Raw genomic sequence first — 26,357 nt, 5'->3', positions numbered from 1 at the left:
CTACCTTTCAAAAATGGATAAATCGCCAGCCCTAGCTGAAAGTCGACCATTTTCATAAATGCCCATTTTCTCAAGCCACGCTAAATATTCTGGTGCTGGTTTTTTTCCAAATGTTTGTAGTAATGTAGCTACATCATGGAAGCTCATTGATTGATAATTGAGCATGACATCATCACCCATTGGCGCCGCAATAATAAAATTAACGCCAGCCGCTGTCAGTAACACACTTAAATCTTCCACATCATTTTGATCTGCCTTAATATGGTTGGTATAACAAATATCTACCCCCATAGGGATACCATGCATTTTGCCCATGAAGTGATCCTCAAGACCTGCACGTATTACTTGTTTATTGTTATATAAATACTCAGGGCCGATAAAACCAACTACCGTGTTCACGATATAAGGATTGAAATGTCTAGCAAATCCATAATTGCGAGATTCAAGTGTTACTTGGTCGATGCCCATATGAGCTTCTGCTGATAGTTCCGAGCCTTGCCCTGTTTCAAAGTAGAATAGGTTCGGACCCGTACCCGTCCCCTGCTTTTTAATGAGCTCTTCTGCTTCTCGTATTAAATCTGCTGAAATCCCAAATGAACGGTTGGCAATTTCAGTGCCAGCAATACTTTGGAAAATCATATCAGCGGGTGCGCCCTGTTTAATGGCCTTCATCTGTGTCGTAATATGGGCTAATACACAATTCTGCGTAGGAATTGACCAATCATTAATAAATTCTTTTGTGGCAGTTAATACCTTTTTGACACTTTCAACTGAATCATCCACAGGATTAATGCCAATGACAGCATCACCAATACCATAGGACAAACCTTCCTTTAGGGAAGCAATAATACCGTCTATATTGTCTGTGGGATGATTTGGCTGTAGTCGTGAAGACAGCGTACCTTTTTGACCGATAGTAATATTACATGTGGATAAAATCTCTACTTTATTGGCTGCATGAACCAAATCTAGATTTGACATTAGCTTCGTGACAGCCGCAATCACTTCAGAATTCATCCCTTTGCTTAAACGCTTTAGCTCGCGATCACCAGTATCATTCGACAAAATGTACTCGCGTAGCTGCTCAATGCTCCAGTTTTTGATTTCTCCATATATTTGCTCATTAATGTCGCCCTCAATAATGCGTGAAACCTCATCATTTTCTTGCGGCACTAATGGATTTTCTCGAATATCTTTGACTAGAAGCTCACTTAGTACAGCCTTTGCTGCTATACGCTGTTGAACGGTTTCAGCTGCAATTCCCGCTAGCTGATCACCTGATTTTTCTTCATTGGCCTTAGCCATGACATCTTTTAATGATTTAAAGTTATATTTCTCTCCACCAAATATCACCGATAAATTCACATTCATCCTCCTTACTTTGAGTGGAAGGCAAGAGTTTTCACAACAACTGGAACAACGCCTGATGGCAGAACCTCTCCAATGTCGATGTAATCCCCCGTCTCCACTTTAATTTGATCGATGCAAATAATTGGGACTGCCGGATTGATTGCTTGTATGGTTTGTCCAATAATCTTTGCATAATCTGATTGAATGACTATGATAATTGGTATGTCCTTGGAGCATCTAGTTGCCAAGTGTCGCAATACAGCCTCACACAATGCATGTACATCCTGAAAGCTTAAATACGGCAATTCACTAAAATAGAGTGCAAATGGTGCACGATTTTCCTGTATCGCAAATAAATCATCTGCTCGCTGCACCGCTGTTTTCACCGTACTATTAAAGTCGATTGCTGTTGCATCCATATGGCAGTTAAAAACAGGAACATTTTTAAGCGGTAACACCTCGGCATCCACCTGGATGGTTGCCCCACTAATTTCAGTAGTTTGTGTCCCTGCCCCAGTGACTGTCGCACGAGCAGTTTCTTTAGGTTGTAGCCATAAAAATGATTGCAGTTGCTCGTGCTGTACTAGCATTTTCGCTAATCGCTCACCAATATCATCATATTGACGAAGTGTACATTCATTTTCATAAATACAGGAGGCTACCCCTCCAGAAAAGACGATGGCATCTACTGGTTTATGCCAGTTTGGCAAGTGCCCAAGTAATAATGGATGCCTGTCATCCGTAAATTGCCCCTGCAAGATTAAAGCAAGTGTGGCGACCATTTCTTCTATACATAGCGTTACTCGAGGATCTTCTGCCGCATCACCTACGGATAATGGATTAGTCCATTTTTTCATTAGTTCCATGAGTGGCGGAGAAATTGATTGAATCCTCCCATTGTTAAATTCAATCAATCTACCACCAACATGTAAGGTACATGTACCAATGACCTCTCCAAATTGCATAACAGCAATATTGGCAGTTCCTCCACCAATATCAATATTGGCGATCACTTTAGAAGAATTTTTAGATTGCTGTAATGTACCTGACCCTTTAGCCGCAATAATGCCCTCTAAATCAGGACCCGCAGTAGCAACTAAAAAATGACCAGCGCCGTCTGCAATGGTATGGACAACCTCTCTTGCATTTTCCTTCGTGGCAGATTCACCAGTAATAATAATGGCGCCTGTTGAAATATCAGTTGGTGCGATTTGAGCCAATTGATACTGCTGAAAAATGAATTCTTCAATTTTTTTCATATCGATGATGTCTTTATTGATAAAAGGTGTCTTGATGATGGGACTTTGATGTAACACCGTCTTCTCAATAATTTCAATCCTTGGCACATGGGTTACGCCAGCCACATTCTTTAACAAAAAGCTACTAACTACCATTTTTGTCGTGCTTGTCCCAATATCAATACCAGCACTATAAATTTTTTCAGTCTTCACCCTACACCACCCTCTCGCTACTGTGAGCAATACATGAGATATGGACTATCGCAATCCTTCACGAATTGTTGAATTTCTTCGTTTGTATGAAGCTGAATAAGTGGAGCAATCCATTCAACGCCAAGCTTTTTCCACGAAGAAGTTTTCACGATAGGGCCCTGTGTCATCACATTTTTTAATAAACCTGTAGCTCTTTCAACATCTGCATCAGGTGCATCAATTTTTGTAATGACACCGATTTGTATTTTCGGAATCCCTAGACTAAATTGCGGAGGAAACACACTTCTTGAAGATGTGGCATCCTGCAAATAAATGACATGTGTTACTTCCAACGAAGTGGCCATAATGTTTCTGTAATACATGGGATTTTCAATATATTCACCAGGTGTATCGACAATCCAGTCTTCATAAACGAGTGCTTGTGTTTTATTAGCACTGCTTTCTCTGCCCAACAAAGTATTCATCAATGTTGACTTTCCTGCTTGCACACCGCCTATTATCATTACTCGATTTTTCATACGACACATCCTATGATTTTGTTATTCTTGATGGTGTATAGCCTAGTACTTCGGATAAAAAACGATTAATTTCTAACATCGCCATTTCCACCTCTGATACACTACCGACAATAACAAGACTGCCTGTAAAACGGTCTAAAAATCCTAATTTTACATTCGCAGCCTTGGTCGCTAAATCCCCTGCGATGATGACCGTTTCACTTGGAGTACACGTCATAATACCTAGCGCACCCGATTCTTGAATACCCAGCTTTTGAAACATCTCTGGGTCAGGGTTCGCAATAAGGTGACTCAATGTTAGCTGTTTACCCGGCACAAACTCCTGAATAAATCGTTTCTTTTCTTCACTCACACATCATCACCTCACTTTTTAATCCATTAAGATTTTTGATCTAAATATTCGCCTTCTTTTATAATGCCAGCCTTGCGGTCTTCTATTTCTAGCCTTAATGCCGTCGGTACAGAAAGCTTATACGCTAAAATAATCGCAATCACACCCGCTAAAAACTTACCAGCAATAACAGGTAAAATAATAGTTGGCTGGAAATTAGCTGTGAATGATAAGTGATCGCCTAATAAAAATGCTGAACAAACACCAAATGCAATATTAATCACTTTATCTTTTGGTGGCATATGACGAACAAGCGTGAACATCGCCAAGATATTAGCAATTGTTGCTAAAATTCCCGCACTACCAACAGATGATAGTCCTAATTTTTTACCAGCCGCTTCAAGTGGTTTCGAAGCATATTTTCGAATTAAATAAACCATTGGGAATGCACCAGCTAGCATAATACCTATATAACCAGCCGTTTCTAATGCTCGGAATTGATCGATCTCATCAGCCATAATCGGATCGAAGCCCCATGCACCAAATATTTTTGTAAAAATACCTGTAAAAATTTCAACAATCGAGAACACCAATACCAATTTGATTCCTGCATCCATCACACGGCCGAATAGCATGAAGCCTGCAATCATGCCGTTTGGAATAAGCTTTAAGCCTAACGCAATTAACACAACAAAGATGAACAAAGGCAGTAAATTGATTAAAATTTGTAAAACAGAAATGGCAAATACATATGTAGGCGCCTCTGTTGTACTAATCACTTCACGCACTTCTGTGTTAAATAGTACAATCATAATCGATGAAATAAATGCACCAATCGGAATTGTTAATACGCCAGCCATAATACCAAGCGCCATATATTTATGGTCACGTTTATCTAACATCGCAAGACCCATTGGAATCGAGAATACAATAGTAGCACCTGACATAAATCCAACGACTAGAGCCATTACCCATCCCTCATAAGACTCTTTTAACGCATTGGCTAATTGGTAGCCACCCATGTCCGAAGCTAAAATAGTGGTCGCTGCAATCGCAGGATCTGCACCAATTAACTCAAAAATCGGACTAATAAAATGACTAATAAACCATGTTAAGTAAGGTATAGCTGCCATGATCCCTGCTGCTGGGACGAAAATATGACCAACTGTATGGATACCATTCATAAATTCTTTACCAATTCCATACTCAGCATCTCGAATTGCTCCGATTGCCCCTAAAACAGCACAAATCATAATAATATAAACGATAATCGTTCCTATCATTGCCATCTTACTCATCACCCCTTTATGATTAATAAATTTTTATATAAAAAAAGGCACTTTAAAGAAGAAATCTCTTTAAAGCGCCTTTGCTTCAACTATTGACTTGTAAGTTTATAATAATTTGCTCCGCAATATGCACCATTTCTTGTTGTGTTTGCATGCTTTCATTGCGAATTTTGCGATAAGCCTCGTCCTCGCTTATATTTTCAGCCTGCATCAGCAATCCTTTAGCTCGTTCAATGATTTTTCGCTTATCCAATTGTGTTTGCTTATGTAAAATCTCCCCATTGAGACGATTGAACTTATCAATTTGATGAAAAGCAACCTCTAACACAGGCAACACATTCTTTTCGGAAAACGGTTTCATAACATATCCTAATATATTATCCTGCTTCATGTATAGTAATAATTCTTTTTCACTATATGCCGAGATGAAGAGAACAGGTATGCCAAGCTGTTGTTCAATAATCTTACTTGCCTTTAAACCATCTAGTTTAGGCATTTTAATATCCATTAAAATTAATTGTGGTTTATGCAAAAAGGCTAGCTCAATGGCGGTCTCTCCATTATTAGCTTGAGCTACGACTTCGTAACCATTATCCTCTAGCATAAACTTCAAATCAATCGCAATCAATGATTCATCTTCGACAATCATAACTTTCCTAGTCATTTACGATAAATACCTCCTCACTTACAGGAAACTGAATTTGAGTATGTGTACCTTCTTCACTAGGGATAATTGAAAATGAGCCAGCTAAATCATATTCCACAAGCCTTGTGATAATTTCCATGCCAAATGATGCCTTCACCTCTTGCATTCCAACGCCGTTGTCAGAAATATGAAGTGAAATACTTGAAGCCTCCTGCATGAAATGAATATCAATGGCTCCTTCATCGCGACCAACAAAAGCATACTTTAATGCATTTTGTAGTAGCTCACAAATAATGAGTGCAAGGGATACTGCCTTTTTCGAATGGCAAAATAATTGCAAATGATCGTGATGAAATGCTAGTTGAATAGTTGCTGTATTGGACGTGCCAATCATTTTATGTCCAATTTTTTTAGCCAATGCAATAACGTCTACTTTTTCTTCAGCGTTATCCTCATTTTCTAAAATAAGCTCATATACAGATGAAATGCTATATATTCGATTTAACGCCTCTTGAAAAGCACTTGCATTGACAGCAGACAATTCATTGCGCATTTGCAAACGCAACAGACTTGTCACTGTTTGAAGATTATTTTTCACACGGTGGTGAATTTCTCGTATCGCAAATGTTTTCATCATAAGTTCATTTTCTTTCAGCTTTAACTCTGTTAGATCATGAATAATGAGAAGTGTGACCTTGTCACTATGACTGCGAATTGGAATTTTCTTCACGATAAAGGATTTACGTTCAATTGTAATTTCTAGGAAAAAGACATCATCGCCTTTATCATAGACCTCCTGTAAAAACGGTAAGATTTTATCCAATGCAACATTGTCAAAGTTTTCTAATCCCGAAAGTTCCGAAATAAAATGATAGCCAGCGGGATTACTGTAGATTACTTTGTTCTCGTGATTGGTAAGAATAATTGACTCTACAAGTAAATCAGAAACAACTGGTATCGGTTGAGAATTAGGTTCTACAATATGTTCAATTAATGCAAAAGGCATATTTTGAAAGTCATCTTTTGGTGTCGTTTGCATCTTCACCATCTTTTCCTGAATCAATACAGCAATTACTCGCTGTTGTTCATTGAAGATCGGAATCACATTTTGTTCGACTGTAATGCCTTCTTGTGTAACGGCTCTGGAAATGGATGATTTTTCTTTTTGCTTAAACGCAGTGAATACAGCTGGTTCAAAACTTTCAAAAACAAATTTTCCAATTACCGATTTTTCATATAAACCTTTTTCCTTTTTAGGGAACGCTTCTGCCACGACAATTGCATGTGATAAATTATCCATCATACAATCTATGAACATATAACAATCAGTAAGCTCTGCATAATACTTTAGCGTCGCTTCTATTTCTATTAACTTGTCAATATCCGTTGCCGATAGATTGGTATAGTTTCTACACAATGATTGAATGTTCGACAGGTTAAAGCCCCCTATCACTGAATAATCAACAATCAGTTTGACTATTCTTAAAAATTCTTGTCATTATTATAAACCTTTTGTGAAATTATTTTCAATACAAAAAATATTTTCTTTCATCAAAATTCGTTGCATTACAAAGAACTATATAGCTTAAAAGAGAAATATTCAACAGTTTTTTATTATTACATTATACAGCAACAGAAAAATAATTATTTTAATATATCAAAAAAGAGAGCTTGCTGATTCAGCAAACTCTCTTTTTTCTACTTTATTTCAGGTGCAACAGCTAATATATTTTCAAAGGCTGCGCGTTGTTTTTGTTCTTCCTCATTCAACAAAATATGAATATCACCATGATCGTTTGACGTCCTAATTAAACGACCCATTCCTTGCTGCAAGCGTAATTGCATAAACGGTAACTCCACTTCTTCAAATGGATTTTCAGCAAACGTGCGCTTCGCATCAAATAACGGATCCTTTGGAGGAAACGGTAAATCATAAATAATAACACGTGTTAATGCTTCTTCAGGTAAATCTAAGCCTTCCCATAAATGATATGAGCATAATGTTTTAACGGTTCCCTGCTGGAAATCTCGAACAATGGCTGATAGCTCTCGATCACCTTCGAATGCGACATGCATACGCTCCATTAATGGCAACTCTGCTTTAAATTTTAACATGGCTTGCTTGGATTTAAATAGAATTAATGTTTGCTCACCATCTCGCAGTAATTGCTGTACACGTGCGGTTTTATCGTGTTGATGAAGCTCATGTAAATAGATTTTCATTACTTCCTCATAATCAAATGGCGAAGGGACTGAAAATGATTGGGACTCTCGAATACCTAAACTATACGCGATATAAGAAAAGTCTTTATTGACGGATAAAGTGGCAGACGAAAAAACGATTGGAAGCTTTTTAGAGAATAGTTTTTCTGCTAAAACTTCTGTTATCAATCGAGGCATTATCACCAACGTTTCCTCACCGTCTGTTTCCTCAAGCCAATCCACTGCATCTCCTTGTGCTATGAAAATACGTAAAGAAGCCTCATATTGTTCTAAATATTCTTCTGCCATATTTAACTCATATTCAGGAATCATATACATTTCAGATTCAAAAACAAATTCCTCCATCAATACTTCCACATCATTTATTAATTGTTTGCCATAAGCAAGCAATGTTTTGGATTTATTGATACGTTTACGATCCTCATCAGAAGCAACGATATCATCACGAAGTTGATCAAAAAATAGCTCGTGATCATCTTGTAATTTTTCCATGGCATACAATGTCCGTTCTCGTACACCATCCACCATTAATCGCTCTAAAAGTTGGACAATTGTTGTTGCCTGTACTTTATAAGTCATAGCCTTTTGCGCAGCGTATTCTAACAGATGTCCTTCATCTAAAACCATCATAGATACTTCTGGCAGTAAGGCAAGCTGTCCTTCACGCTCACGAGATTCCTTGGTAGCTAAATGTTCCATTAAAAAGTCTTGGGAACAAATAACTAGATCCGTTGATTTGCGGTAATGGGAACGATGCAAAGTTTGCCCACAACGATTACGGAGATCACAAACAGAACATTGCATAATCGAGTTGTAATTAACTTTTTGCCAATCCTCATCACTGACAGTTGGATAATTACTACGTTCTCCATATGGATGAATAGCAATCATGGAACCTTGGGCATACACACCATCCGGAATGGAGAACGAAATATCATCGATCCATTCATCTGATTCAACTTTTTCAGCTTCCTCAAAGCGTTTTAAGCATAAATATTGGTCCCGTGATTTGGCTAAGCGAACATCAATTTCCAGACCAAGCGTTTTTTGTAGCTTATAGATGTCTCCGCCCTCTTTAACGAGCTGATCGATTAATGTTTCATCAGCACATGCAATAAGTGCCGGTTTCCCTGTATAGCGTGCATAAGAAATAGCCGGAAGTAAATAGGCTATTGTTTTCCCAGTTCCAACACCCGCTTCTGCAAAGAGTACGTTTTTTTCTTTTAGCGCCTGTTCTATTTGATAAGCCATAAAGATTTGCTCATCACGACATTCAAAGCCTTTTTCAGGCAATTCATCATAAAGGACGTCACCCATCCAGTCACCTAGTGAATCGAAAAATGATCGGTCCTTTGATAATGCAAATGGTAAAGATTTACGCAATTGATGTTCCCCCTCTTACTATCTGGTGCTATTATACGCGACGAAACGGAAGATAAGAAAAAATCTTATCTTCCGTTACTATTCGTTAATCTCTTTTAGACTTTTGTCCCCAGAACTGATAATAATTTGTTTCGATAAACCCATTAAATAATTTCCGTTTTTTCGTCGCTTGGCGTCCATATAATTCTTCAAAATTTTTCATGGAGGATAGCATATATACAGACCAGGTTGGATAGTTTTTCATAACTTTTCCTAAATCACGGATAACCTGTTCTACAACGTCCACATCACCAATACGTTCTCCGTATGGTGGGTTACCGATCATGACACCATCTGTTAACTGAGTCGTGAAATCACGTGCTTGCATTTGCTTAAATGTAATCAGCTCTCCAAATCCTGCTTCTGTAGCATTTTCTTGTGCAATGCTTACCATGCGATGGTCAATATCAGAACCTACTATTTCTAACGGTTGGTCATAATTGGCCAAACTTTCTGCCTCATCTCGGACTGCATCCCAGATTTGCGCTTTCATCCATGGCCAGTCTTCAGAAATAAACTCACGATTATAGCCTGGTGCTATATTTTGTCCAAACATGGCTGCCTCTAAAGCAATTGTCCCCGAACCACAGAATGGATCAACAAACGGACGATTTGGATTCCACTTTGAAATTTGTATAAGTGCAGCCGCTAATGTTTCTTTTAACGGCGCCTCCCCTTGTGCTTGACGATAGCCACGTTTATGAAGACCAGCGCCTGATGTATCAATCGTTAGTGTCGCCACATCTTTTAAAATCGAAACCTCAATTTTGTAAGTGGCACCTGATTCATCTAAAAAGCCAAGTCGCTTATAATGCTGCTTCATTCGTTCAACAATCGCTTTTTTAGTAATAGCTTGGCAATCCGGCACACTAAATAATTTCGATTTAACCGATTTCCCTGAAACAGGAAAGGCAGCATCCACAGGTAAATATTTTTCCCAAGGTAAAGCTTTTACACTTTCAAATAATTGTTCAAATGATTTTGCAGGGAATTGTCCAACGACAATTTTGACACGATCGGCTACTCGTAGCCACAGATTAGCACGCGCAATCGCTGTTTCATCACCCTGAAAATATACTTTACCATTGTCAACTGTTGTTTCATAACCAAGTGCTTTTACTTCTTGGGCTACAATTGCCTCTAAACCCATTGCTGAAGTTGCTACTAATTGATAATTTGCCATAGATTATTTCCTTCCTTGATGCTCAATTTCCCAATATTCCATAAACTCCATGAGGTCGTTTAATGGTAATGGTTTGCTGTAATAATAGCCCTGAATAATATCACAGTTCATTTTACGTAGTATATCCACTTGTTGTGCCTGTTCTACACCTTCTGCCACAACTTTCATTTTTAGGCGATGGGACATTTGAATAATAGCATCTACAACTGCCTGTTTTTCATCGAGCGAGCCAATATGTTGAATAAAGCTTCGATCAATTTTTAAACAATCGAGTGGAAAGCGCACTAAATAGCTCAAGGACGAATAACCTGTCCCAAAATCATCTATGGAGATTTTAAAGCCTAATTGTTTCAAACGAACTAACTTACTAACAGTTTCGTTAGCACTATTCATCACTGTTCGTTCCGTCACTTCTATTTCAAAATTGTTTGCTGGCATATTATAGCGTTCTAATATTGTTTGTATCGAATCTAAAAAATTATGCTGTTTAAAGTGAATGCTTGATATGTTAATGGCCACTGGTATTTTCCACCCATATTTTTGCATTTGAATAACTGCCTCGCACGCCTTTTCCAGAATGACTTCACTTAAAGGTATTATTAACCCTGTTTCCTCTGCATAAGGAATAAACTCTCCAGGTGAGACAAAGCCAAGTCTTTCATTATTCCAGCGGACCAATGCCTCTAACCCCTGAATTTGTTCATTGTCCATACAAATTTTCGGTTGGAAATGCAGTTCAAACTCACGATTATCAATGGCTCTTCTTAACTCTGAATCTAGCAATAAGACACGCTGTGCATCTGTTTGCAGCTCATCAAAATAAAAAGAATAGCCGTTCAATCCATTCTTCTTAGAGTAAGTCATGGCTCTATCAGCACAATTAATCAGTTCTTCTGTATTTCTTCCATCTACTGGATAGACACTAACGCCAATACTTGTAGAAATAAAAACTTCCTGACCGTTTATCATCATTGGCTTTTCTATATTACTTATTATTTGTTCAGCAAATTTTGCAGCTTCTTTTACATTTTTTACATTCGTTAATGTAATGACGAATTCATCTCCGCCATATCTTGCAATAATATCTTTGTTTTTCAGTAACTGTTTTAGTCGTTTGGCAACTTCTATTAAAATTGAATCTCCAACAGCATGACCCAATGTATCATTAATTTGCTTAAATCTATCCAAATCTAAAAAATAGACCGCATGCTGTACTGAATGAGAAATAGCAGAAGTTGATTCTAAAAGATTATCCATTCTCTCGATATAAGCAAAACGATTAGATACTTCTGTTAAGGAATCAGTCAGTAAACGTTTTTCTAATTCGTTTTCTACTATTTTTCTTTCAGACAAATCTGTGAAAATACCACAATAATTTGTAACCTTCCCCTCATCGTTGGTTACACAAACAATTGTTAACCATTCAGGATATACGTCTCCAGTTTTACGACGATTCCATATTTCTCCTTGCCAAATTCCTTCTTGTCGTATCTGTTCCCACATTTCTAAATAGAACGGTAATTCATGTACACCTGATTGTAAAACGGCAGGTGTTTTTCCAACCACATCATCACGTTTATAACCCGTGACAAATTCAAAGGCAGGATTAACCATCACTATTTTTTTGTATTCATCAGTAATCATGATACCTTCAGATACATTTTCGAAGATTTTAAGTATTAAGGCAGTAGGATATTGAGAAATCAACTTCAATTTATCCATACCTTCCCAATTATTTACTCCGTTCATGTTCCGCCCCATCCTATCTCTCTATACTCCCCTTTAAAGGGCACTTACGCCAGGCCAACTCGTATGTAAATCAATGACACCCCAAAAAGATGGTGTACAGTTTTTCGAGTAACTCGTAAACTCGTCTTAAAAACCTGTGACATCCTTAGAGGTTTGAACTTGATTCAGCAGTCGTCCTATCACCACCTGAATGGAAAAGAAAATGTGCAAACTCTCGCTACTATAGAGTAGAGTCAAGTGTATCTAACATTTTGCTAGGTACCAAAACTTTTGCTGAATCAAGATAAATACACATTGATGCAATCACCGTTTTCAGATATTGTGACTTAGAAGCGGTAGCGATAGAGGCTAGGCTAGCAAGTAGCCATTCTCAAACGTATCGCGCATACCAAGACTTGATTAACTAGGTTACTTTTTCCTCATAAACTCAAAAGAAAAGCTCTCCACCGAGTTGGAGAGCGCTTGTTATTTCATAAATAAGCATCAAAAAAATTCCATAAGCCATGTTTTGTTCCTGAGTACTCAAACAGCTTGCGCCTCGTACAACCAGGTAGTAATCATCTATCTACAGAGCTAGCTCTGTCCCTCTATCTGTTCAATTCCTTCTAGAGAGTGCCCCTACCATAATTTGGGTTTCTCACTCGTGGGGTTTACCTCGTTCCACCTTGCAAGTTTCCAAGCAAGCTTCGTCACTGTGGCACTTTCAGGAAGTGTCAACCATATCCAAGAACTTAGGTTTTCCTTCCGCCGTCAGCTTTAACAGCTGCCTTACCTTATTTTTTCAGTAAGCACGAACACTACGGACATCTCAGTACCGTGTGAGCATGGACTTTCCTCTACGACGTCTAGCGCCGCAGCGATTACCAGAATTTCATGATGATACGAAAGATTATACTAGAGTTTTATGTTAAATACAATATAATTGACTAAAATTATTCGTATAGCTTGCTACCAAATACATGTTTTTCTAAATTTGAAAGACGTTTTAAAATATCAAAATTTGTTGTACCAGCTGCTGCAGAAGCAACCGGTTGTCTCTTTGGTGTACTATCAATTTCTTCTTTTAACTGTCTATTTTCTTCACGTAGTTGGGCCATCACTTTTTCAAACGTTTCATAGTCTTGAATTATTTCATCAAGGAATGAATCTACTTCTTCCACATTATAGCCTTTAAAGTTCTTTTTAAATTCCTTTTCAAGGATCATTTTTGACGTTAATTTAATGTCCATTCACATCGCCCTTCCTCACACTACATACACGAATACATTATAGCATACTTCATCACATTATATCGTCTGAAAACTCCAATTGTAAGCTAAACTTGTCGTTTTATGCGATTACCTGGGAAATTATTTCTTATTTCCTAATCTGAGCAACCTCTTTTCCCAAGAAATTACCCATTTTTGTTTTTGTTCTGCTCTCCATTGCTCATTCCTTTGAATGAGATGTATGCCTTGTTGCGTATAATAAAGGGCCTGCTTATAATCTTTCATTTGGTGCTCATAAAGTATGGCTAGCTGCTCAAGGACATGCAACTTTGTTCTTGCTTCAACAAAATGGAGAGAGGCTACAAACGCATCTATAGCTTCACTGTAGCGTTTACTCTTTTTGTGCTGTAGTGCTAAATAATAGTGCGCATTACCCGCTTCCAGCGCATCAAATTGCGTAGTCACCCTTTCTAACACCTTAACACTTTGTGTGCTTTCTTTTAAATCACCATACCATTTCCCAATGTTGGTAAAGGTTTTTGCAGATTCTTCATGCCCCTCTTCAAACAAGAGCTGAGTGGAGTGACTATAAAGCGTGATAAGCGACAGTAAATCCCACTCATTGTGAAGCAAAACCTTCATAAGAGCATCTGGTCCGCCACTTTTCACAGCATCTAAATAAATAATTGGCGCAAGATGACCAGGAATATCTCCCTTCCGAGAGAAACCAAGCTTCTCTTCCTCCACAGATTTTAATTTTAAGCGCTCCATATCATTTTTCCATAAACGCTTCGAACTATGCAATAAATCAATTTGTCGTTGTGATCGTAATTTTGGTAATGTTTTTTGATGCAGTGTCCAGCGAGTTTCAAGCTGCGGCCAATCAAAACTTTTACCATTATATGTGATGACTGTTGCAGATTTTTGCCACAGTTTCGATTCAAACAAAAATGCCGCCTCATGTGCAGGGTCTGCTAGAATATATTGTGTCAAACTAAAACATTCTTCGTCTACCTCTAAAAAACCAAGTAAAAAAATATGTGTGCCCACACCTTTTAAGCCTGTCGTTTCCGTATCAAAAAATAATACAGGCTCATGTAAGTCCAGTGCATATGGATGATCAAATGAAGCATCCTGCCATTTTTTCAAAGCATCAAAAAATGACTGTAGCCGATAATGACCATGCTGAAAAGAAAATGGATACTGTACATGGCGCTTAAATACAATACCAAAGTCATTTTCCACAACCTTAAGCCCAGCCTCTTCCCATCGCTTGGTATAGCTTGGTTTGACTGGTTTCTGAAAAGCTGGTTCCTCTACCTTTTGTTGAGCTACCGCTGGTTTTTTACTAAGCATTTTTTTCATTTGTAGTATTTTATTCTCGTAAGACATGTAGTTCACTCATTTTCTGCTTATAATATAAGACTCTCTTGCAAGATTACCACGATTGCTTGACTCATTCAAAATTTTCTTCACAGGAAATTCTTACTTAATATTTCTTTAATGGCATCTGAACAAATTCAATACGCTGTGCAGTAATTATTATAATGTCTTACCAATAGTTTCTCTCTTCTATCTGAAATTAAGGGTGATGACGAGTTCCAGTTTGTCCGTGCAATTTTTCATATACAAAAAAACAGACCAAGGCTCTCTCTCCCTAGTCTGCTTTTGCTATTTGTTATTTTGAAAGTTTTTCATTACCATCTTGATCGATAACATACGTATGAGTTTTGGCCGCTTCTTCAATTTCTTCAAACGCCCAGTGTGTTTCTTTAACATCCTGGAAACTTGGTGATGTTACACCTTGTAGTGGACCACGCTCTAACATGCGATTCATCATCACTATTGCTTGAGCACGGGTTACAGGTTCGTTTGGCGCAAAACTACCGTCTGATTGACCATTGATGATACCTGCTGTACGTATCGCCTCTATAATCCACTGTGCCCAATGACCTTTTGTATCCTTGAATGTAATATTTTGATTCTCTTCAATGTGAAGTTGCTTAAAGTTTGCCACTACAGTTGCCATTTCCGCACGTGTAATGTTATCACTTGCACGGAAATTACCATAGATATCCCCATTCATAATGCCCCGCTCTTTGATAAAGGCAATGGGACCCGCTGCATAATAATCACTTGGAATATCCCGGAATAATGGTGTTGTGTCCACTGTACCATCTGTATAGCCTAGTATACGGGCAATCATCGTTGCCACTTGCCCCCGCGTTACATTTTTTTCAGGACCAAATGTACCATCAAGGAATCCATTAATATAGGCTTCATGTTTATTTACTTCTAAAGGTGGTTTTGTCCTATTCACCTGAATGATGGTAAACGTACTGAACTTCTCAACGGTAAAACGAAGACCTAGCTCCCCCTTCACCATTGTTACAACTTCAGGAAGAACCACTTTTTTCTCTCCATCAGAGTGTTCAATAAACATAGCTAATTGCTTAAGAAACGCCTTACGCTCTACTATATTTACTGGGATTTTCACGCCTTTTAATGGCAAAGTTACGTGCACAGGACGATTTGGCATATTAGTCTCAATGGTCATTGGACGCGCCACTACATGCACATTATTGCTTTCAAGAGCTTCATGTACTACGCGCTCTACACGGGCACGTTCTTCAATGGCTTGACGCTCACTATTCTTTTTAACTGGTACTAAGCGGAAATAGAAATTATCTTCTATCCCCTTCATTGAGCTATGTGGAATTGTAACAAGTCCATTCTCTGTAGCAATTTCCAGCGATAATCCGTTTTCACGTAGTAATTGTAGAGATTGCTTTGGAACTTCTACTGTTACTTTATCTATTTCATCATTAACATCAGGGAGAACAATACGAACAATGTTATTGTCAATTTGCTTCGCTTTTTCAATGGCTGCCTTGGCACTCGATTCAGTTAAAGCTACGAAATCTGTAATTTCACCATTGGCATGTTTTGTGCGTTCAATCTCAATCGTAGTTTTTTCCAGTGGGTTATCACCATCTATTTCTAGACCAACTTGAATTTTCGTTGATGTTGTTGGTGAACTTGGTGAGCTTGGTGTTGGCACCGGTATGGTTGGCTGACCTGGGGCAGTAGGAGCTACTGGTGTCACCACATTTGATGCCATAGATTCTCCACTATTTCCAGCAATGTTAGTTGCTAACACTTTAAATGTATAGGCTGTCCCGTTGGTTAATCCCGTTACTATGATTGGACTTAACGTCCCTATTTTCGCTAACATCGGCTGCTCCACTCCGCCTACATAAACTTTAACTGTATATCCAGTAATCGTACTACCTCCATTATTGGTCGGGACATCAAAGCTTACCCTTACATAACTATCACCTGGCGTTGCCAATACATTCGTTGGCACATCTGGAGCTGTTACTGAATTTGCTTGGACTTCTTGCGTAACTGTAAACGTCACTGGTGTTAGGTTTGTCGCGCTTACCGTTACCGTTGCTGTATAGGTTCCTACCGCCAAGCCATCCTTTGCCCTCACGGTAAATATTGTATTACCCGCACTTGGTAAGCTCGTCGCTGATGGTTGCGTAATATCAAAATCATCCGCATTAGCACCACTTATCGCTACCGATACATTCGCTAAACTACCTGTTCCTGTATTTGCGATTGTTAACGTTTTTGTTTCTTGAGTGCCGCTTGTGTATCCAGCTGTTAGTGCTGGGAACATTTGATTACTGATTGTATCAATTGTATATGTTGGTGCTGCTTGGACCACTTGCGTAACTGTAAACGTCACTGGTGTTAGGTTTGTCGCCCTTACCGTTACCGTTGCTGTATAGGTTCCTACCGCCAAGCCATCCTTTGCCCTCACGGTAAATATTGTATTACCCGCACTTGGTAAGCTCGTCGCTGATGGTTGCGTAATATCAAAATCATCCGCATTAGCACCACTTATCGCTACCGATACATTCGCTAAACTACCTGTTCCTGTATTTGCGATTGTTAACGTTTTTGTTTCTTGAGTGCCGCTTGTGTATCCAGCTGTTAGTGCTGGGAACATTTGATTACTGATTGTATCAATTGTATATGTTGGTGCTGCTTGGACCACTTGCGTAACTGTAAACGTCACTGGTGTTAGGTTTGTCGCGCTTACCGTTACCGTTGCTGTATAGGTTCCTACCGCCAAATCATCCTTTGCCCTCACGGTAAATATTGTATTACCCGCACTTGGTAAGCTCGTCGCTGATGGTTGCGTAATATCAAAATCATCCGCATTAGCACCACTTATCGCTACCGATACATTCGCTAAACTGCCTGTTCCTGTATTTGCGATTGTTAACGTTTTTGTTTCTTGAGTGCCGTTTGTGTATCCAGCTGTTAGTGCTGGGAACATTTGATTACTGATTGTATCAATTGTATATGTTGGTGCTGCTTGGACCACTTGCATAACTGTGAACGTCACTGGTGTTAGGTTTGTCGCGCTTACCGTTACCGTTGCTGTATAGGTTCCTACCGCCAAGCCATCCTTTGCCCTCACAGTAAATATTGTATTACCCGCACTTGGTAAGCTCGTCGCTGATGGTTGCGTAATATCAAAATCATCCGCATTAGCACCACTTATCGCTACCGATACATTCGCTAAACTACCTGTTCCTGTATTTGCGATTGTTAACGTTTTTGTTTCTTGAGTGCCGCTTGTGTATCCAGCTGTTAGTGCTGGGAACATTTGATTACTGATTGTATCAATTGTATATGTTGGTGCTGCTCTAGTAACTGTAATCGTATAAATTTTTGTTGTTTGATTTTGTGCAGTTACAATAATAGTAATGGTGTTTAATCCGACATTTAAGGCAATATCCTTACCAATTCCACTTGTGACAGCTGCCCCATTCAGCGTTAGCGTTGCATAACTATCAGCTAATGTCGGTGTAACCTGAATATTTCCTACATTACTAGCTACATTTGCAGTGTAATCTGTCGTACCTGAAGCAAAGGCTGGACTTAACGTTCCTGTTGAAAGGGTTAAGTTGCTTAAGTCTGCATTATTGCTTAATGACCCTGTTGTAAAGGTTTGATCACTTCCATAGCTTGTACCTACAGAGTTTGTCGCATATGCTCTGTAATGGTACGTCGTATTTGGATTTAACCCACTTAGGTCAGCAGTAAAAGTACCTGTTGTCCCTGTTATCGTTATTTTACTATTAATGGTCGTCGGATTGGCAGTCGTTGCATAGACAATTCCTCTTTCTGTAACTATCGCTCCACCATCAGCTGTAACATACCCACCAACCGTTGCTCCTGTTGTTGTCACATTAGATGGGATAGTATTTGTAGTTACAGTTGGAGCATTAGCAGGAATAGAGGTCGTCACTGACTTCATTGTATAAGCACTTTTATTGCCTGCAGCATCTTTTACAATGACATTAAAATAATATGTCGTACTTGGTAATAACCCCGTCACATTAAATACTTCTAAATCTTTTGAAAATCCAGTTCCTAATGCTAAACCGTTTACTTCGATATCACTAACAGTATCCATATTATTACTGCTAGATTGATAGACTCGATACTCTAAATCGCCCTGTAGTGTCACATCGTCTGTTGCCTTTTCCCACCCAAGCGTTACACCTGTTGTACTGACATTTGAAGATGTAATTGTTTTGTTTGATATTGTAGGAGTTTGAGTATCAGAAAAACTGTCGCTCACATTGGCAATTGTTATATTATCAAAGTTTAAGTTTGATGGCTCTGTATTTGGATCATTAGTAGGGAAATCAAATTGCCACGTAATTTCTAAGGATTCAGCACCATTGTAATCAAATTCATTACCATTATTTAAGAGAGTACTTAATTGATGGATCATTCCATTCCCAGAAATCTCCTTATTAGCAATTGAGTGAGAGCCTAACGTAGCTCCATTCGTATCTTTTACAACTAAGGAAAGCTTACTAAATGTGAGTTTAGGAAGATCTGGAACAATACTTATCCCTAAGTCTTTAAACGTGAATGTTTTACATATATTCCCTCCCTCTGCTTTAATAATCAGAGTTTCCTGAGCCTTAGGTGTATAATTTTGTGTATACAATTGTGATGTTGCTGGATCAACTACAAAACCGTTGCTTATTATAAACTTATCCGAAAAGGTTGAAAATCCTGCACCCGCACTGTTATCACCACTGACAGATCCACCGAAATCATATGTACCATCAGCAGTTCCATTCACAGCAGCCTCTACCTCTATGGCAGGGATATAGCCAATCGATGCCATCATTAAAATTAAGACTATTAAAATACGGACATAAAATCTCATTTTTTTACGGACCATTTTAATCCCATTCCTGCCATTTTTGAAAGCCTGCGATCGATTCATAGTTCCACCCCTTTAAATTTCCTGTTACCCTCTAGATGGAAACTCACCCTGTAAGCAAATAATATAATTCATCACCAAGAAGGGCTGCATATTATTATGTGGCTGACTCCCACCTGTCAAACCTAAAGCTTGCGTGTTCATTTGAACATCCAAATTGGTATCATACAAATGTGGTTGTTTGGGTGGTCTCCCGGCCCCTACACCCTCTGCCCAAAATAAACCAATCGGATTACCTGACGTTCCAACACTTTGTATAGCTACTGGAGTATGAGAGTGAGCAGGTATTTGGGACTCCAAAAGCGTCACTGTTTGTGTTCCTACCGCTTCACCAACTTTTCGCGGTGTTAATCCCATTCCTGATCCTTGATTCATAGGTGCTGACGCCATTAAATTCGGTAATGCAAAGGTTGTCTTCCCATCGCCACCATACTGAACACCTAATATAGAATAAAGTGCTGTATTTTGCTGAATGTTCATCAATTGACCGTTACATAACGCCCACCCCTTTGGCGCAAAGTTTCCTGAAAAAATTCGGATTTCACCGATATACGCATCTGCCATTCATACCAACTCCTTTTACTTAATTTCTTGTTGGAAAAATACCTTGAGTAGCGATACAAAAATGTACGGCTAAATAAGGCTGCATATTATTATGGGCCTGTCCTCCTCCAGCAGAAGATAATGCAGCTGAATTCATCGTTACAGTCGGACCATCTGCATATAAGTTATCCTTTTGTGCCCATACATTTCCTTTAGGGGAGGGTACACTTGCAAGGTTTGATGAGCCGTACACTTGATGAGTATGTTGAGGTATTTCATTAACTGTTAAAGAATGTGTCACTTCACCCGCCTTTGTTCCTAAAGGTAATGAAGGACCTACATGGATTGGGACACGTCCTCGCAAATCCGGTAAGGCAAATGTTTTTACCCCATCCCCTCCATAAACCGTTCCTAACAGCGCGTATAAAGCTTGATACTGATTAATAGGAAGCAATTGCCCTTCACAAGATAACCAGTATCTTGGCGCATAATTCATCGCAAATAATCGAACTTCACCTAAATATGGTTCTGCCATTTTCATCCTCCTTTGTACATATGTTTTATGGCTGGGTAGGAAATACTCCATATAACGAAATAATGAAGGAAATTGCTACTGTTGGCATCATGTTGTCATGTGACTGATTGCCACCAACAACCGAGCTAGCATTAGCGTTCATTGTAACTGGCGTTAACGGATTGCCAGCTCCATCTTTATCATTTGAGTAATTAGAATATCCACTTGTCGTTGCCCACAGCTTATTAGTCGGTGTTGAGGTATTCCCAACAGCTGTAGCCGCTTGAACAGTATGTGTATGATTTGGCAGTTGATTGGCAGTTAACGTAATCAATTCTGTACCACCAGCAACACCTATACCGTACTGTGGACTAACATGAATAGGAACACGTCCCATTAAATCTGGCAACTTAAAAGTAGTTTGACCATCCCCTCCATATGTTGTTCCAAGTAAAGCAAAAAGTGCCTCATTTTCTGAAATACTAAGAAGTTGTCCATTGCATAAAGCCCATCCCTGAGGAGCAAAGTTTCCTGCAAACATACGAATCTCTCCTAAATAAGACTCACTCATTGACTCTCACCTCCTTTCGAATAAATTGAAAATTCAGTCTTTTAACCGAGTGACTCAAACCTCATGGCAATATACGGAGAAATGTCTTCGGTAACGTAAAATCCGCATCTTTCATATAGGCGCCTTGCAGGATTTCCATGCCATACATGGAGTGTAACAGACAAATTCTGACTAGCCGCACTGTTTTGTAATTGCTTTAATAACTTGGTTCCATAGCCCTTACCTCTAAAATCAGGCAATAAAGAAATATCAATTAAATGAATATTCCCACTTTTACATTCAGTCATTATCCTACCAATTTCCAAACCTTCATGAAAAATAATTTCATGCTTTGCTTGCGGAAAATTTTGTTGATAAAATCTCTTTTGCGCTTCGTATTGAATCAGTAAAAGCGCGTGTAATTGTTGTTCATCTACGGCAAGCATCGAAAACTCGTTCTTTCGTGTAGAAATATATAACTCGTAAAGAAACGCATCATCTTGAGATACAACATTTCGAGTCTGTACCATATTCCACCACCATTTCATCAAATAGTCATTAAACCTATAAAATTATGTCCCATTTCAGATTAACTAGGAGAGAATAATTGTCCTCCTAGTTAAAAACCATATATTCCTATTTATTTATATATTACTTAAAGTTAACATTCAACAAATATTTGTATATTTAAAATTTTCTTTACCTTACTTTTCTAATTGTTGGTGTAAGTCACACAAACGAGACAAAGCCCCGAATTAATCAACACGAACATGTTTGAATAAAGTTTATTTAGCCTTAACTCCTTTTTAATTCTATTTATTGTGTAATCATACATTGAATTATTATTTAAAAAGTCCATTCTCCATAAAGTTACGGCATCCTTGTTGGTTGACCATTTAAATAATTTTATTTCTAGAAAACTAACACTTTTATCTAATTCGCTTGTACTATTGCAAGTATTTTCTATAAAATGAAATTACATATATAAGGTGCGTTAGATGAATGCCACCCTTACTTTGTAATGAAGTAAAAATATTTATGTAATCATTAATAACTTTTCTTGGAGGAAACGCATTGTTTAAAAATTTTCGTGAAGAACTAAAAAAAGAATGGAAAAACACAACAGAGGATTTAGAAAAAGAAGTATTTAAAGTATGGCAGTTAGAATATAAGGGGCATATTATTCGCATTGTAAATGCTGTGACGGAAGAGGTTCTTTATATTAATAATGAAGTAGTAGATAAAAAGAGTAGAGACAGTATGTTCAAACAAGTTTATCCCTTTGTAAAATTGAAAGGTGAAATTACAGAAACTAATGGAACAGTATCAACAGTAAAAGTAAAAATAGGTGGATTACTCAGTTTAAATATCGTCGTTAAAGTAAATGGTACAATACTACTTCATGAGAAACACAAAATTTCTATCGACTAATTTTTGACTATTCTACTACACCAAATGTTCAGCACTCGAATCAGAACAGTATTGTCTTCACAAATTTATTAATATACCTCTTGCATTGCCAATAAACGTAGAGGAAAAAGTGTAAAAGGACTTAGTTCCATACTAAAAAAAGAAATAAATCCTTCTAAAAAAATTGTCAGGTATATACATTAATAGATAGATAAAGAGAGCTTGAGGAAATCATTCAGATATACCACAAGCCCTCTTTTCTTTTTTAATTAATTTGATTTAATCTCTGAAGAAGTATAATGACCCTCTTTTTTCCTTCCTGCAAACTGTCCTGCGCTCCAATACATGATGGACATCCAGATTCACAAGGACATTTTGAAACATGCTCTAAGGTTTTCATTAATAGATCTTCCCATAAGTCATAGACCTTTTCACTTAAACCAATCCCACCAGGATATTTATCGTAAACAAAAAATGTGGGCAACTCATTATGGGATGCTTTAACTTGTGGGACAACTGCTACATCACTGCTATCACATTGAATAAACAAAGGAATAAACGCATTCATGGCATAGGCTACTCCAATCATTACCTCTGTCAATTCCGCCTCTGACCATTGCTCTGTTAGATGAAGTGAAAGCCATGATGCACTTGTATGCATTTCATCTGGAGGTAAATGAATGGGCCCCGATCCGATATTATCATGCGTTCCAAAGCGAATTTTTTTGAAAATAGTTGCCTGTGCGACTAATCCTACATCCCCGAAGCTAATCGTACCACCATTATATCCTCGGCTTCGATCTTCCTCTAATACCTTCATTTCAACGGCAAGATTGGCATCTGTATAATAATCGACGTCGACTTCACGGACATAGGCTTTCTTTTCTTCCCAGTCGAGCTGCTCTACTTGGAATTGAATCCCTTGATGTAAATAAATCGCTTCCTCATGTAATAATGTCATGGCACTATGACGATCCATTTCTCCAATTACCTTTGTTTGGGCAGGAATAGACAGATTAATAATTACCACATTTTCCTGCGAAGCAGACCGTAAGCTAATATCATGTGCTGGGAAACGATCACTCATCCAATGCCACTTATCACTCGTCTTAAAGACAACGCCTTCTTCGGCTAAATAATCTAACAACTCTTGTATGTCATATTCACCATAAGTATCTTCTATAGAAAAAGGTAATTCAAAAGCGGCACATTTTAAATGATCCATTAGAATTAACATATTTTCTGGATAAATACGTGCCTCCTCTGGTGCACTACCAAGTAAAAATAAAGGATGATTAACCACATACTGATCAAGAGCAGTCGATTGTGCAACATAGATAATTAAAGCCTCATCTTGCCGCCTTCCTGCACGTCCTGCTTGTTGCCAGGCACTTGCGATATTACCTGGATAACCTGTCATAATACATGCTTGTAACTGGCCAATATCGACCCCTAATTCTAACGCATTTGTACTGACAACGGTTTGAATGGTTCCATCACGCAAGCCTTTTTCAATGACCCGACGTTCAGATGGCAAATAACCACCTCGGTAGCCACGCACGGATTCATCAAGCAGCTTATTGCGTGTGAGTTCCTTTAAATAAGTGACAATCATTTCAACCCGTACCCTACTTTTAGCGAAAATGATGGATTGAATACCAGCTATATAAAGCCTCTTTGCTAAATCACTTACCTCTAATACAGCACTTCTACGCACCCCAAAAGTTTTATGAATAATGGGCGGATTATAGAAAAGAAATGTTTTCTTACCGACAGGTGCTCCAGAGTCTGCGATGAGCGCATGTGATTCATTTGTTAGCAACTCTGCCAGCTCCTTAGGATTTTTTATCGTGGCTGAAGTACAGATAAACACAGGGTTACTACCATAAAATTCACATATGCGTTTTAATCTACGAATAACATGAGCAACATGAGAACCAAATACCCCTTTATATGTATGCAATTCATCAATAACGATATACTGCAAATTTTCAAATAGCGATACCCATTTCGTATGGTGTGGCAAAATTCCTGAATGAAGCATATCAGGATTCGTCATAACGATATGTCCTGCTTTACGAACCTTCTGACGAATGCCTGGAGCCGTATCACCATCATAAGTATAACTTAAAATTTCTTCACCACTTTGTTCAATAAGTTCATTCAAGTCATTTTTTTGATCCTGTGCTAAAGCCTTTGTTGGAAATAAATAAATGGCACGTGCGTTGTTATCCTCTATTATTTTTTGCAACACCGGTAAATGATAGCAATACGATTTACCTGATGCGGTTGGTGTAACAGCCGTAAAAGATGTACCACTCTGTGCCAAATCAAAGGCCTCTCGCTGATGCGTATAAAGTTGCTCGATCCCTCTTGCCTTTAAAGCCTTCACTAAAGAAGGATGTAAATTTTCTGGGAAAGAAGCATAACTAGCAGGACGGGCTTCAAGTGTTTGCCAATGAAGAATGCGTTCTTTTAATTCTTCATCATATCTCCATTCATGTAAAAGCTCGCTAATCGTTCGTTTCTTCGATAGCATTTACTGCCTCCTCCTTTACCAGTCGTTCGAAGTTTTTCATTGTAAAGGAGGTAGAATGAATAGCATCTAAAAAACGTTTTTTACTTGTTTCCTTATAATAAGATTGCACAACAAATTGCTCCATCGATTCTACCGTTGAAGCAATTTGTTGTGTATGCATATATTTCGGTCGATTCTCTTGAATCCATTTATTGGCCTCTTGCTGCCATTCCTTCAACAGTTGGTGAATTTTATCAGCATGTGGTTTCACCTCTTGAAAAAAATCAGGTGTACGGTCCTCCTCACGCATTTGCCAAAAACGTGAAACACATCGATCACATTCATCTAATAATTTGGATGTTTGCTGAATAACTAACAATTTTGCACCTCATCTCTCATCAATTACATGTAAGCAAATATTTTTCGTAGCAAGTACATATATATGATGAGTATGTCTTGTCCATCATTTCAACTACGAAAATATGGCATCTCTTGATACCCTTACCTTTACCTACTTGTTTTGTGGTAAATACTGTATCAATTTTAATGCTATTGAGTTAGTTCAATTGCTTATGAGATAAGTGTACCAAAGTCTATCATTTTTCACTACTAATAGGCGAACAAGCATTCTTTACTTGCCAGTTCTTTTCTGCTAAGCTTACTTTCTGGCTAACTGCTTTGAGCTGCAAAAAAAAGTGCATATTCTGAGCATTGTTCTCCAGAGACACTCTCGTGAAAAGTAATTGATTGACCAGATCTAACTGCGCAACTAATTGTTCTAACTTGTTCAAAATAACGCCCCCTTTGCTTTACTTAAGTATTCCTCGCATGTATAAAATTACCTTCATGCGTGACAAAATAAGCGTAAGTTAGCTGAAAGAAGAAGATTTTCGATAAATTTTTAAAAATGAACCTTCCAACTAAAAAGGCGTCCTGAATGAAAGGTGTAGATATTTCACCACTCTTCAAACGTTTTTATGTTTAAATTTATCAGTTATTTTGACGATTCGAGGAAGACAATCATGAGCTTTTTTTCGACGCAATTTGTTTATTCATTGCATCCACTGTCTACTAGTCTTGTAACAAAGACAACACGGATGTAGGTAGAGAAGAGCCATCAAATCATG

General features: G+C 38.2%; 21 protein-coding genes and 1 other RNA gene. 1 reads left to right on the top strand and 21 read right to left on the bottom strand.

The genetic code is table 11. From position 1 onward, the window contains the following. The 18 genes from A2J09_RS03900 to A2J09_RS03815 all read right to left on the bottom strand — a co-directional run bounded on the left by A2J09_RS03900 (window position 1) and on the right by A2J09_RS03815 (window position 21,832). Window positions 1-1,371 carry an ethanolamine ammonia-lyase subunit EutB gene (locus A2J09_RS03900; RefSeq protein WP_012293766.1) on the bottom strand — a complete coding sequence of 457 codons (1,371 nt, stop codon included), beginning with the start codon at window positions 1,369-1,371 and terminating at the stop codon, window positions 1-3. Between the two features lie 5 nt (window positions 1,372-1,376). Then, window positions 1,377-2,801, bottom strand: coding sequence for an ethanolamine ammonia-lyase reactivating factor EutA (locus A2J09_RS03895; protein ID WP_012293765.1), 1,425 nt, complete (start codon window positions 2,799-2,801; stop codon window positions 1,377-1,379). Window positions 2,802-2,818: 17 nt separating this feature from the next. Continuing rightward, complete coding sequence (locus A2J09_RS03890; RefSeq protein ID WP_012293764.1) at window positions 2,819-3,319, bottom strand: EutP/PduV family microcompartment system protein; 501 nt, start codon at window positions 3,317-3,319, stop codon at window positions 2,819-2,821. Window positions 3,320-3,329: 10 nt separating this feature from the next. Then, window positions 3,330-3,671, bottom strand: a complete 342-nt coding sequence (eutS, locus tag A2J09_RS03885) for an ethanolamine utilization microcompartment protein EutS (RefSeq protein ID WP_012293763.1) — start codon at window positions 3,669-3,671, stop codon at window positions 3,330-3,332. A 26-nt stretch (window positions 3,672-3,697) separates the two neighbouring features. Continuing rightward, the gene (eutH, locus tag A2J09_RS03880) at window positions 3,698-4,939 is read right to left on the bottom strand and encodes an ethanolamine utilization protein EutH (protein WP_012293762.1); all 1,242 of its coding nucleotides are present in this window, start codon (window positions 4,937-4,939) and stop codon (window positions 3,698-3,700) included. An 85-nt stretch (window positions 4,940-5,024) separates the two neighbouring features. After that, a complete protein-coding gene (locus A2J09_RS03875; RefSeq protein WP_031419416.1) occupies window positions 5,025-5,603 on the bottom strand; it encodes an ANTAR domain-containing response regulator in 579 nt (192 codons plus the stop codon). Then, window positions 5,596-7,002, bottom strand: coding sequence for a sensor histidine kinase (locus A2J09_RS03870; RefSeq protein WP_230584368.1), 1,407 nt, complete (start codon window positions 7,000-7,002; stop codon window positions 5,596-5,598). Before A2J09_RS03870 ends, A2J09_RS03875 begins: the two co-directional genes overlap by 8 nt. Before the next feature lie 281 nt (window positions 7,003-7,283). Continuing rightward, window positions 7,284-9,191, bottom strand: a complete 1,908-nt coding sequence (locus tag A2J09_RS03865; protein WP_012293759.1) for an ATP-dependent DNA helicase — start codon at window positions 9,189-9,191, stop codon at window positions 7,284-7,286. Window positions 9,192-9,276: 85 nt separating this feature from the next. After that, a complete protein-coding gene (locus A2J09_RS03860; RefSeq protein WP_012293758.1) occupies window positions 9,277-10,413 on the bottom strand; it encodes a THUMP domain-containing class I SAM-dependent RNA methyltransferase in 1,137 nt (378 codons plus the stop codon). A gap of 3 nt (window positions 10,414-10,416) precedes the next feature. Further along, window positions 10,417-12,162, bottom strand: a complete 1,746-nt coding sequence (locus A2J09_RS03855; protein WP_012293757.1) for a putative bifunctional diguanylate cyclase/phosphodiesterase — start codon at window positions 12,160-12,162, stop codon at window positions 10,417-10,419. Between the two features lie 492 nt (window positions 12,163-12,654). Next, window positions 12,655-13,034, bottom strand: an RNA gene (gene rnpB, locus A2J09_RS03850) — RNase P RNA component class B. A 60-nt stretch (window positions 13,035-13,094) separates the two neighbouring features. Beyond that, the gene (gene gpsB / locus A2J09_RS03845) at window positions 13,095-13,391 is read right to left on the bottom strand and encodes a cell division regulator GpsB (RefSeq protein ID WP_031419413.1); all 297 of its coding nucleotides are present in this window, start codon (window positions 13,389-13,391) and stop codon (window positions 13,095-13,097) included. A gap of 120 nt (window positions 13,392-13,511) precedes the next feature. Continuing rightward, window positions 13,512-14,762 carry a ribonuclease H-like domain-containing protein gene (locus tag A2J09_RS03840; RefSeq protein ID WP_031419411.1) on the bottom strand — a complete coding sequence of 417 codons (1,251 nt, stop codon included), beginning with the start codon at window positions 14,760-14,762 and terminating at the stop codon, window positions 13,512-13,514. A gap of 286 nt (window positions 14,763-15,048) precedes the next feature. Further along, window positions 15,049-19,698, bottom strand: coding sequence for an S-layer homology domain-containing protein (locus A2J09_RS03835; RefSeq protein ID WP_012293754.1), 4,650 nt, complete (start codon window positions 19,696-19,698; stop codon window positions 15,049-15,051). A gap of 24 nt (window positions 19,699-19,722) precedes the next feature. After that, the gene (locus tag A2J09_RS03830) at window positions 19,723-20,259 is read right to left on the bottom strand and encodes a phage tail protein (RefSeq protein ID WP_012293753.1); all 537 of its coding nucleotides are present in this window, start codon (window positions 20,257-20,259) and stop codon (window positions 19,723-19,725) included. Between the two features lie 19 nt (window positions 20,260-20,278). Then, a complete protein-coding gene (locus A2J09_RS03825) occupies window positions 20,279-20,773 on the bottom strand; it encodes a phage tail protein (RefSeq protein WP_031419402.1) in 495 nt (164 codons plus the stop codon). A gap of 25 nt (window positions 20,774-20,798) precedes the next feature. Then, window positions 20,799-21,323 carry a phage tail protein gene (locus A2J09_RS03820; RefSeq protein ID WP_012293751.1) on the bottom strand — a complete coding sequence of 175 codons (525 nt, stop codon included), beginning with the start codon at window positions 21,321-21,323 and terminating at the stop codon, window positions 20,799-20,801. Window positions 21,324-21,364: 41 nt separating this feature from the next. After that, window positions 21,365-21,832 carry a GNAT family N-acetyltransferase gene (locus A2J09_RS03815; protein ID WP_036161229.1) on the bottom strand — a complete coding sequence of 156 codons (468 nt, stop codon included), beginning with the start codon at window positions 21,830-21,832 and terminating at the stop codon, window positions 21,365-21,367. Window positions 21,833-22,376: 544 nt separating this feature from the next. Between A2J09_RS03815 and A2J09_RS03810 the strand changes: the two genes are divergently transcribed. Further along, the gene (locus tag A2J09_RS03810) at window positions 22,377-22,733 is read left to right on the top strand and encodes a hypothetical protein (RefSeq protein ID WP_012293749.1); all 357 of its coding nucleotides are present in this window, start codon (window positions 22,377-22,379) and stop codon (window positions 22,731-22,733) included. A gap of 244 nt (window positions 22,734-22,977) precedes the next feature. On the opposite strand, the gene A2J09_RS03805 is transcribed toward A2J09_RS03810, so the two are convergent. From A2J09_RS03805 to A2J09_RS03795, 3 genes are all read right to left on the bottom strand, one after another. Further along, window positions 22,978-25,251: a DEAD/DEAH box helicase gene (locus A2J09_RS03805; protein WP_012293748.1), complete on the bottom strand. Its 2,274-nt coding sequence runs from the start codon at window positions 25,249-25,251 to the stop codon at window positions 22,978-22,980. Further along, on the bottom strand, window positions 25,226-25,609 hold the full coding sequence (locus tag A2J09_RS03800) for a YppE family protein (RefSeq protein WP_012293747.1): 384 nt from the start codon (window positions 25,607-25,609) through the stop codon (window positions 25,226-25,228). Before A2J09_RS03800 ends, A2J09_RS03805 begins: the two co-directional genes overlap by 26 nt. A gap of 217 nt (window positions 25,610-25,826) precedes the next feature. Beyond that, on the bottom strand, window positions 25,827-26,021 hold the full coding sequence (locus tag A2J09_RS03795) for a hypothetical protein (RefSeq protein WP_008176489.1): 195 nt from the start codon (window positions 26,019-26,021) through the stop codon (window positions 25,827-25,829). Between the last annotated feature and the right edge of the window lie 336 nt (window positions 26,022-26,357).

The sequence above is a fragment of the Lysinibacillus sphaericus genome (assembly GCF_001629735.1).
GTDB lineage: Bacteria > Bacillota > Bacilli > Bacillales_A > Planococcaceae > Lysinibacillus > Lysinibacillus pinottii.
Note: the sequence above shows the minus strand (reverse complement) of the source record. Positions and strands in the feature narration are given on the sequence as shown.

What these genes read in the sequence shown, in the direction of transcription:
- A2J09_RS03815 (WP_036161229.1), bottom strand. Translation starts at nt 21,832, where the DNA reads ATGGTACAGACTCGAAATGTTGTATCTCAAGATGATGCGTTTCTTTAC.
- A2J09_RS03835 (WP_012293754.1), bottom strand. Translation starts at nt 19,698, where the DNA reads ATGAATCGATCGCAGGCTTTCAAAAATGGCAGGAATGGGATTAAAATG.
- A2J09_RS03890 (WP_012293764.1), bottom strand. Translation starts at nt 3,319, where the DNA reads ATGAAAAATCGAGTAATGATAATAGGCGGTGTGCAAGCAGGAAAGTCA.
- A2J09_RS03820 (WP_012293751.1), bottom strand. Translation starts at nt 21,323, where the DNA reads ATGAGTGAGTCTTATTTAGGAGAGATTCGTATGTTTGCAGGAAACTTT.
- A2J09_RS03805 (WP_012293748.1), bottom strand. Translation starts at nt 25,251, where the DNA reads ATGCTATCGAAGAAACGAACGATTAGCGAGCTTTTACATGAATGGAGA.
- A2J09_RS03830 (WP_012293753.1), bottom strand. Translation starts at nt 20,259, where the DNA reads ATGGCAGATGCGTATATCGGTGAAATCCGAATTTTTTCAGGAAACTTT.
- A2J09_RS03860 (WP_012293758.1), bottom strand. Translation starts at nt 10,413, where the DNA reads ATGGCAAATTATCAATTAGTAGCAACTTCAGCAATGGGTTTAGAGGCA.
- A2J09_RS03825 (WP_031419402.1), bottom strand. Translation starts at nt 20,773, where the DNA reads ATGGCAGAACCATATTTAGGTGAAGTTCGATTATTTGCGATGAATTAT.
- gpsB (WP_031419413.1), bottom strand. Translation starts at nt 13,391, where the DNA reads ATGGACATTAAATTAACGTCAAAAATGATCCTTGAAAAGGAATTTAAA.
- eutH (WP_012293762.1), bottom strand. Translation starts at nt 4,939, where the DNA reads ATGGCAATGATAGGAACGATTATCGTTTATATTATTATGATTTGTGCT.
- A2J09_RS03855 (WP_012293757.1), bottom strand. Translation starts at nt 12,162, where the DNA reads ATGAACGGAGTAAATAATTGGGAAGGTATGGATAAATTGAAGTTGATT.
- A2J09_RS03840 (WP_031419411.1), bottom strand. Translation starts at nt 14,762, where the DNA reads ATGTCTTACGAGAATAAAATACTACAAATGAAAAAAATGCTTAGTAAA.
- A2J09_RS03875 (WP_031419416.1), bottom strand. Translation starts at nt 5,603, where the DNA reads ATGACTAGGAAAGTTATGATTGTCGAAGATGAATCATTGATTGCGATT.
- A2J09_RS03900 (WP_012293766.1), bottom strand. Translation starts at nt 1,371, where the DNA reads ATGAATGTGAATTTATCGGTGATATTTGGTGGAGAGAAATATAACTTT.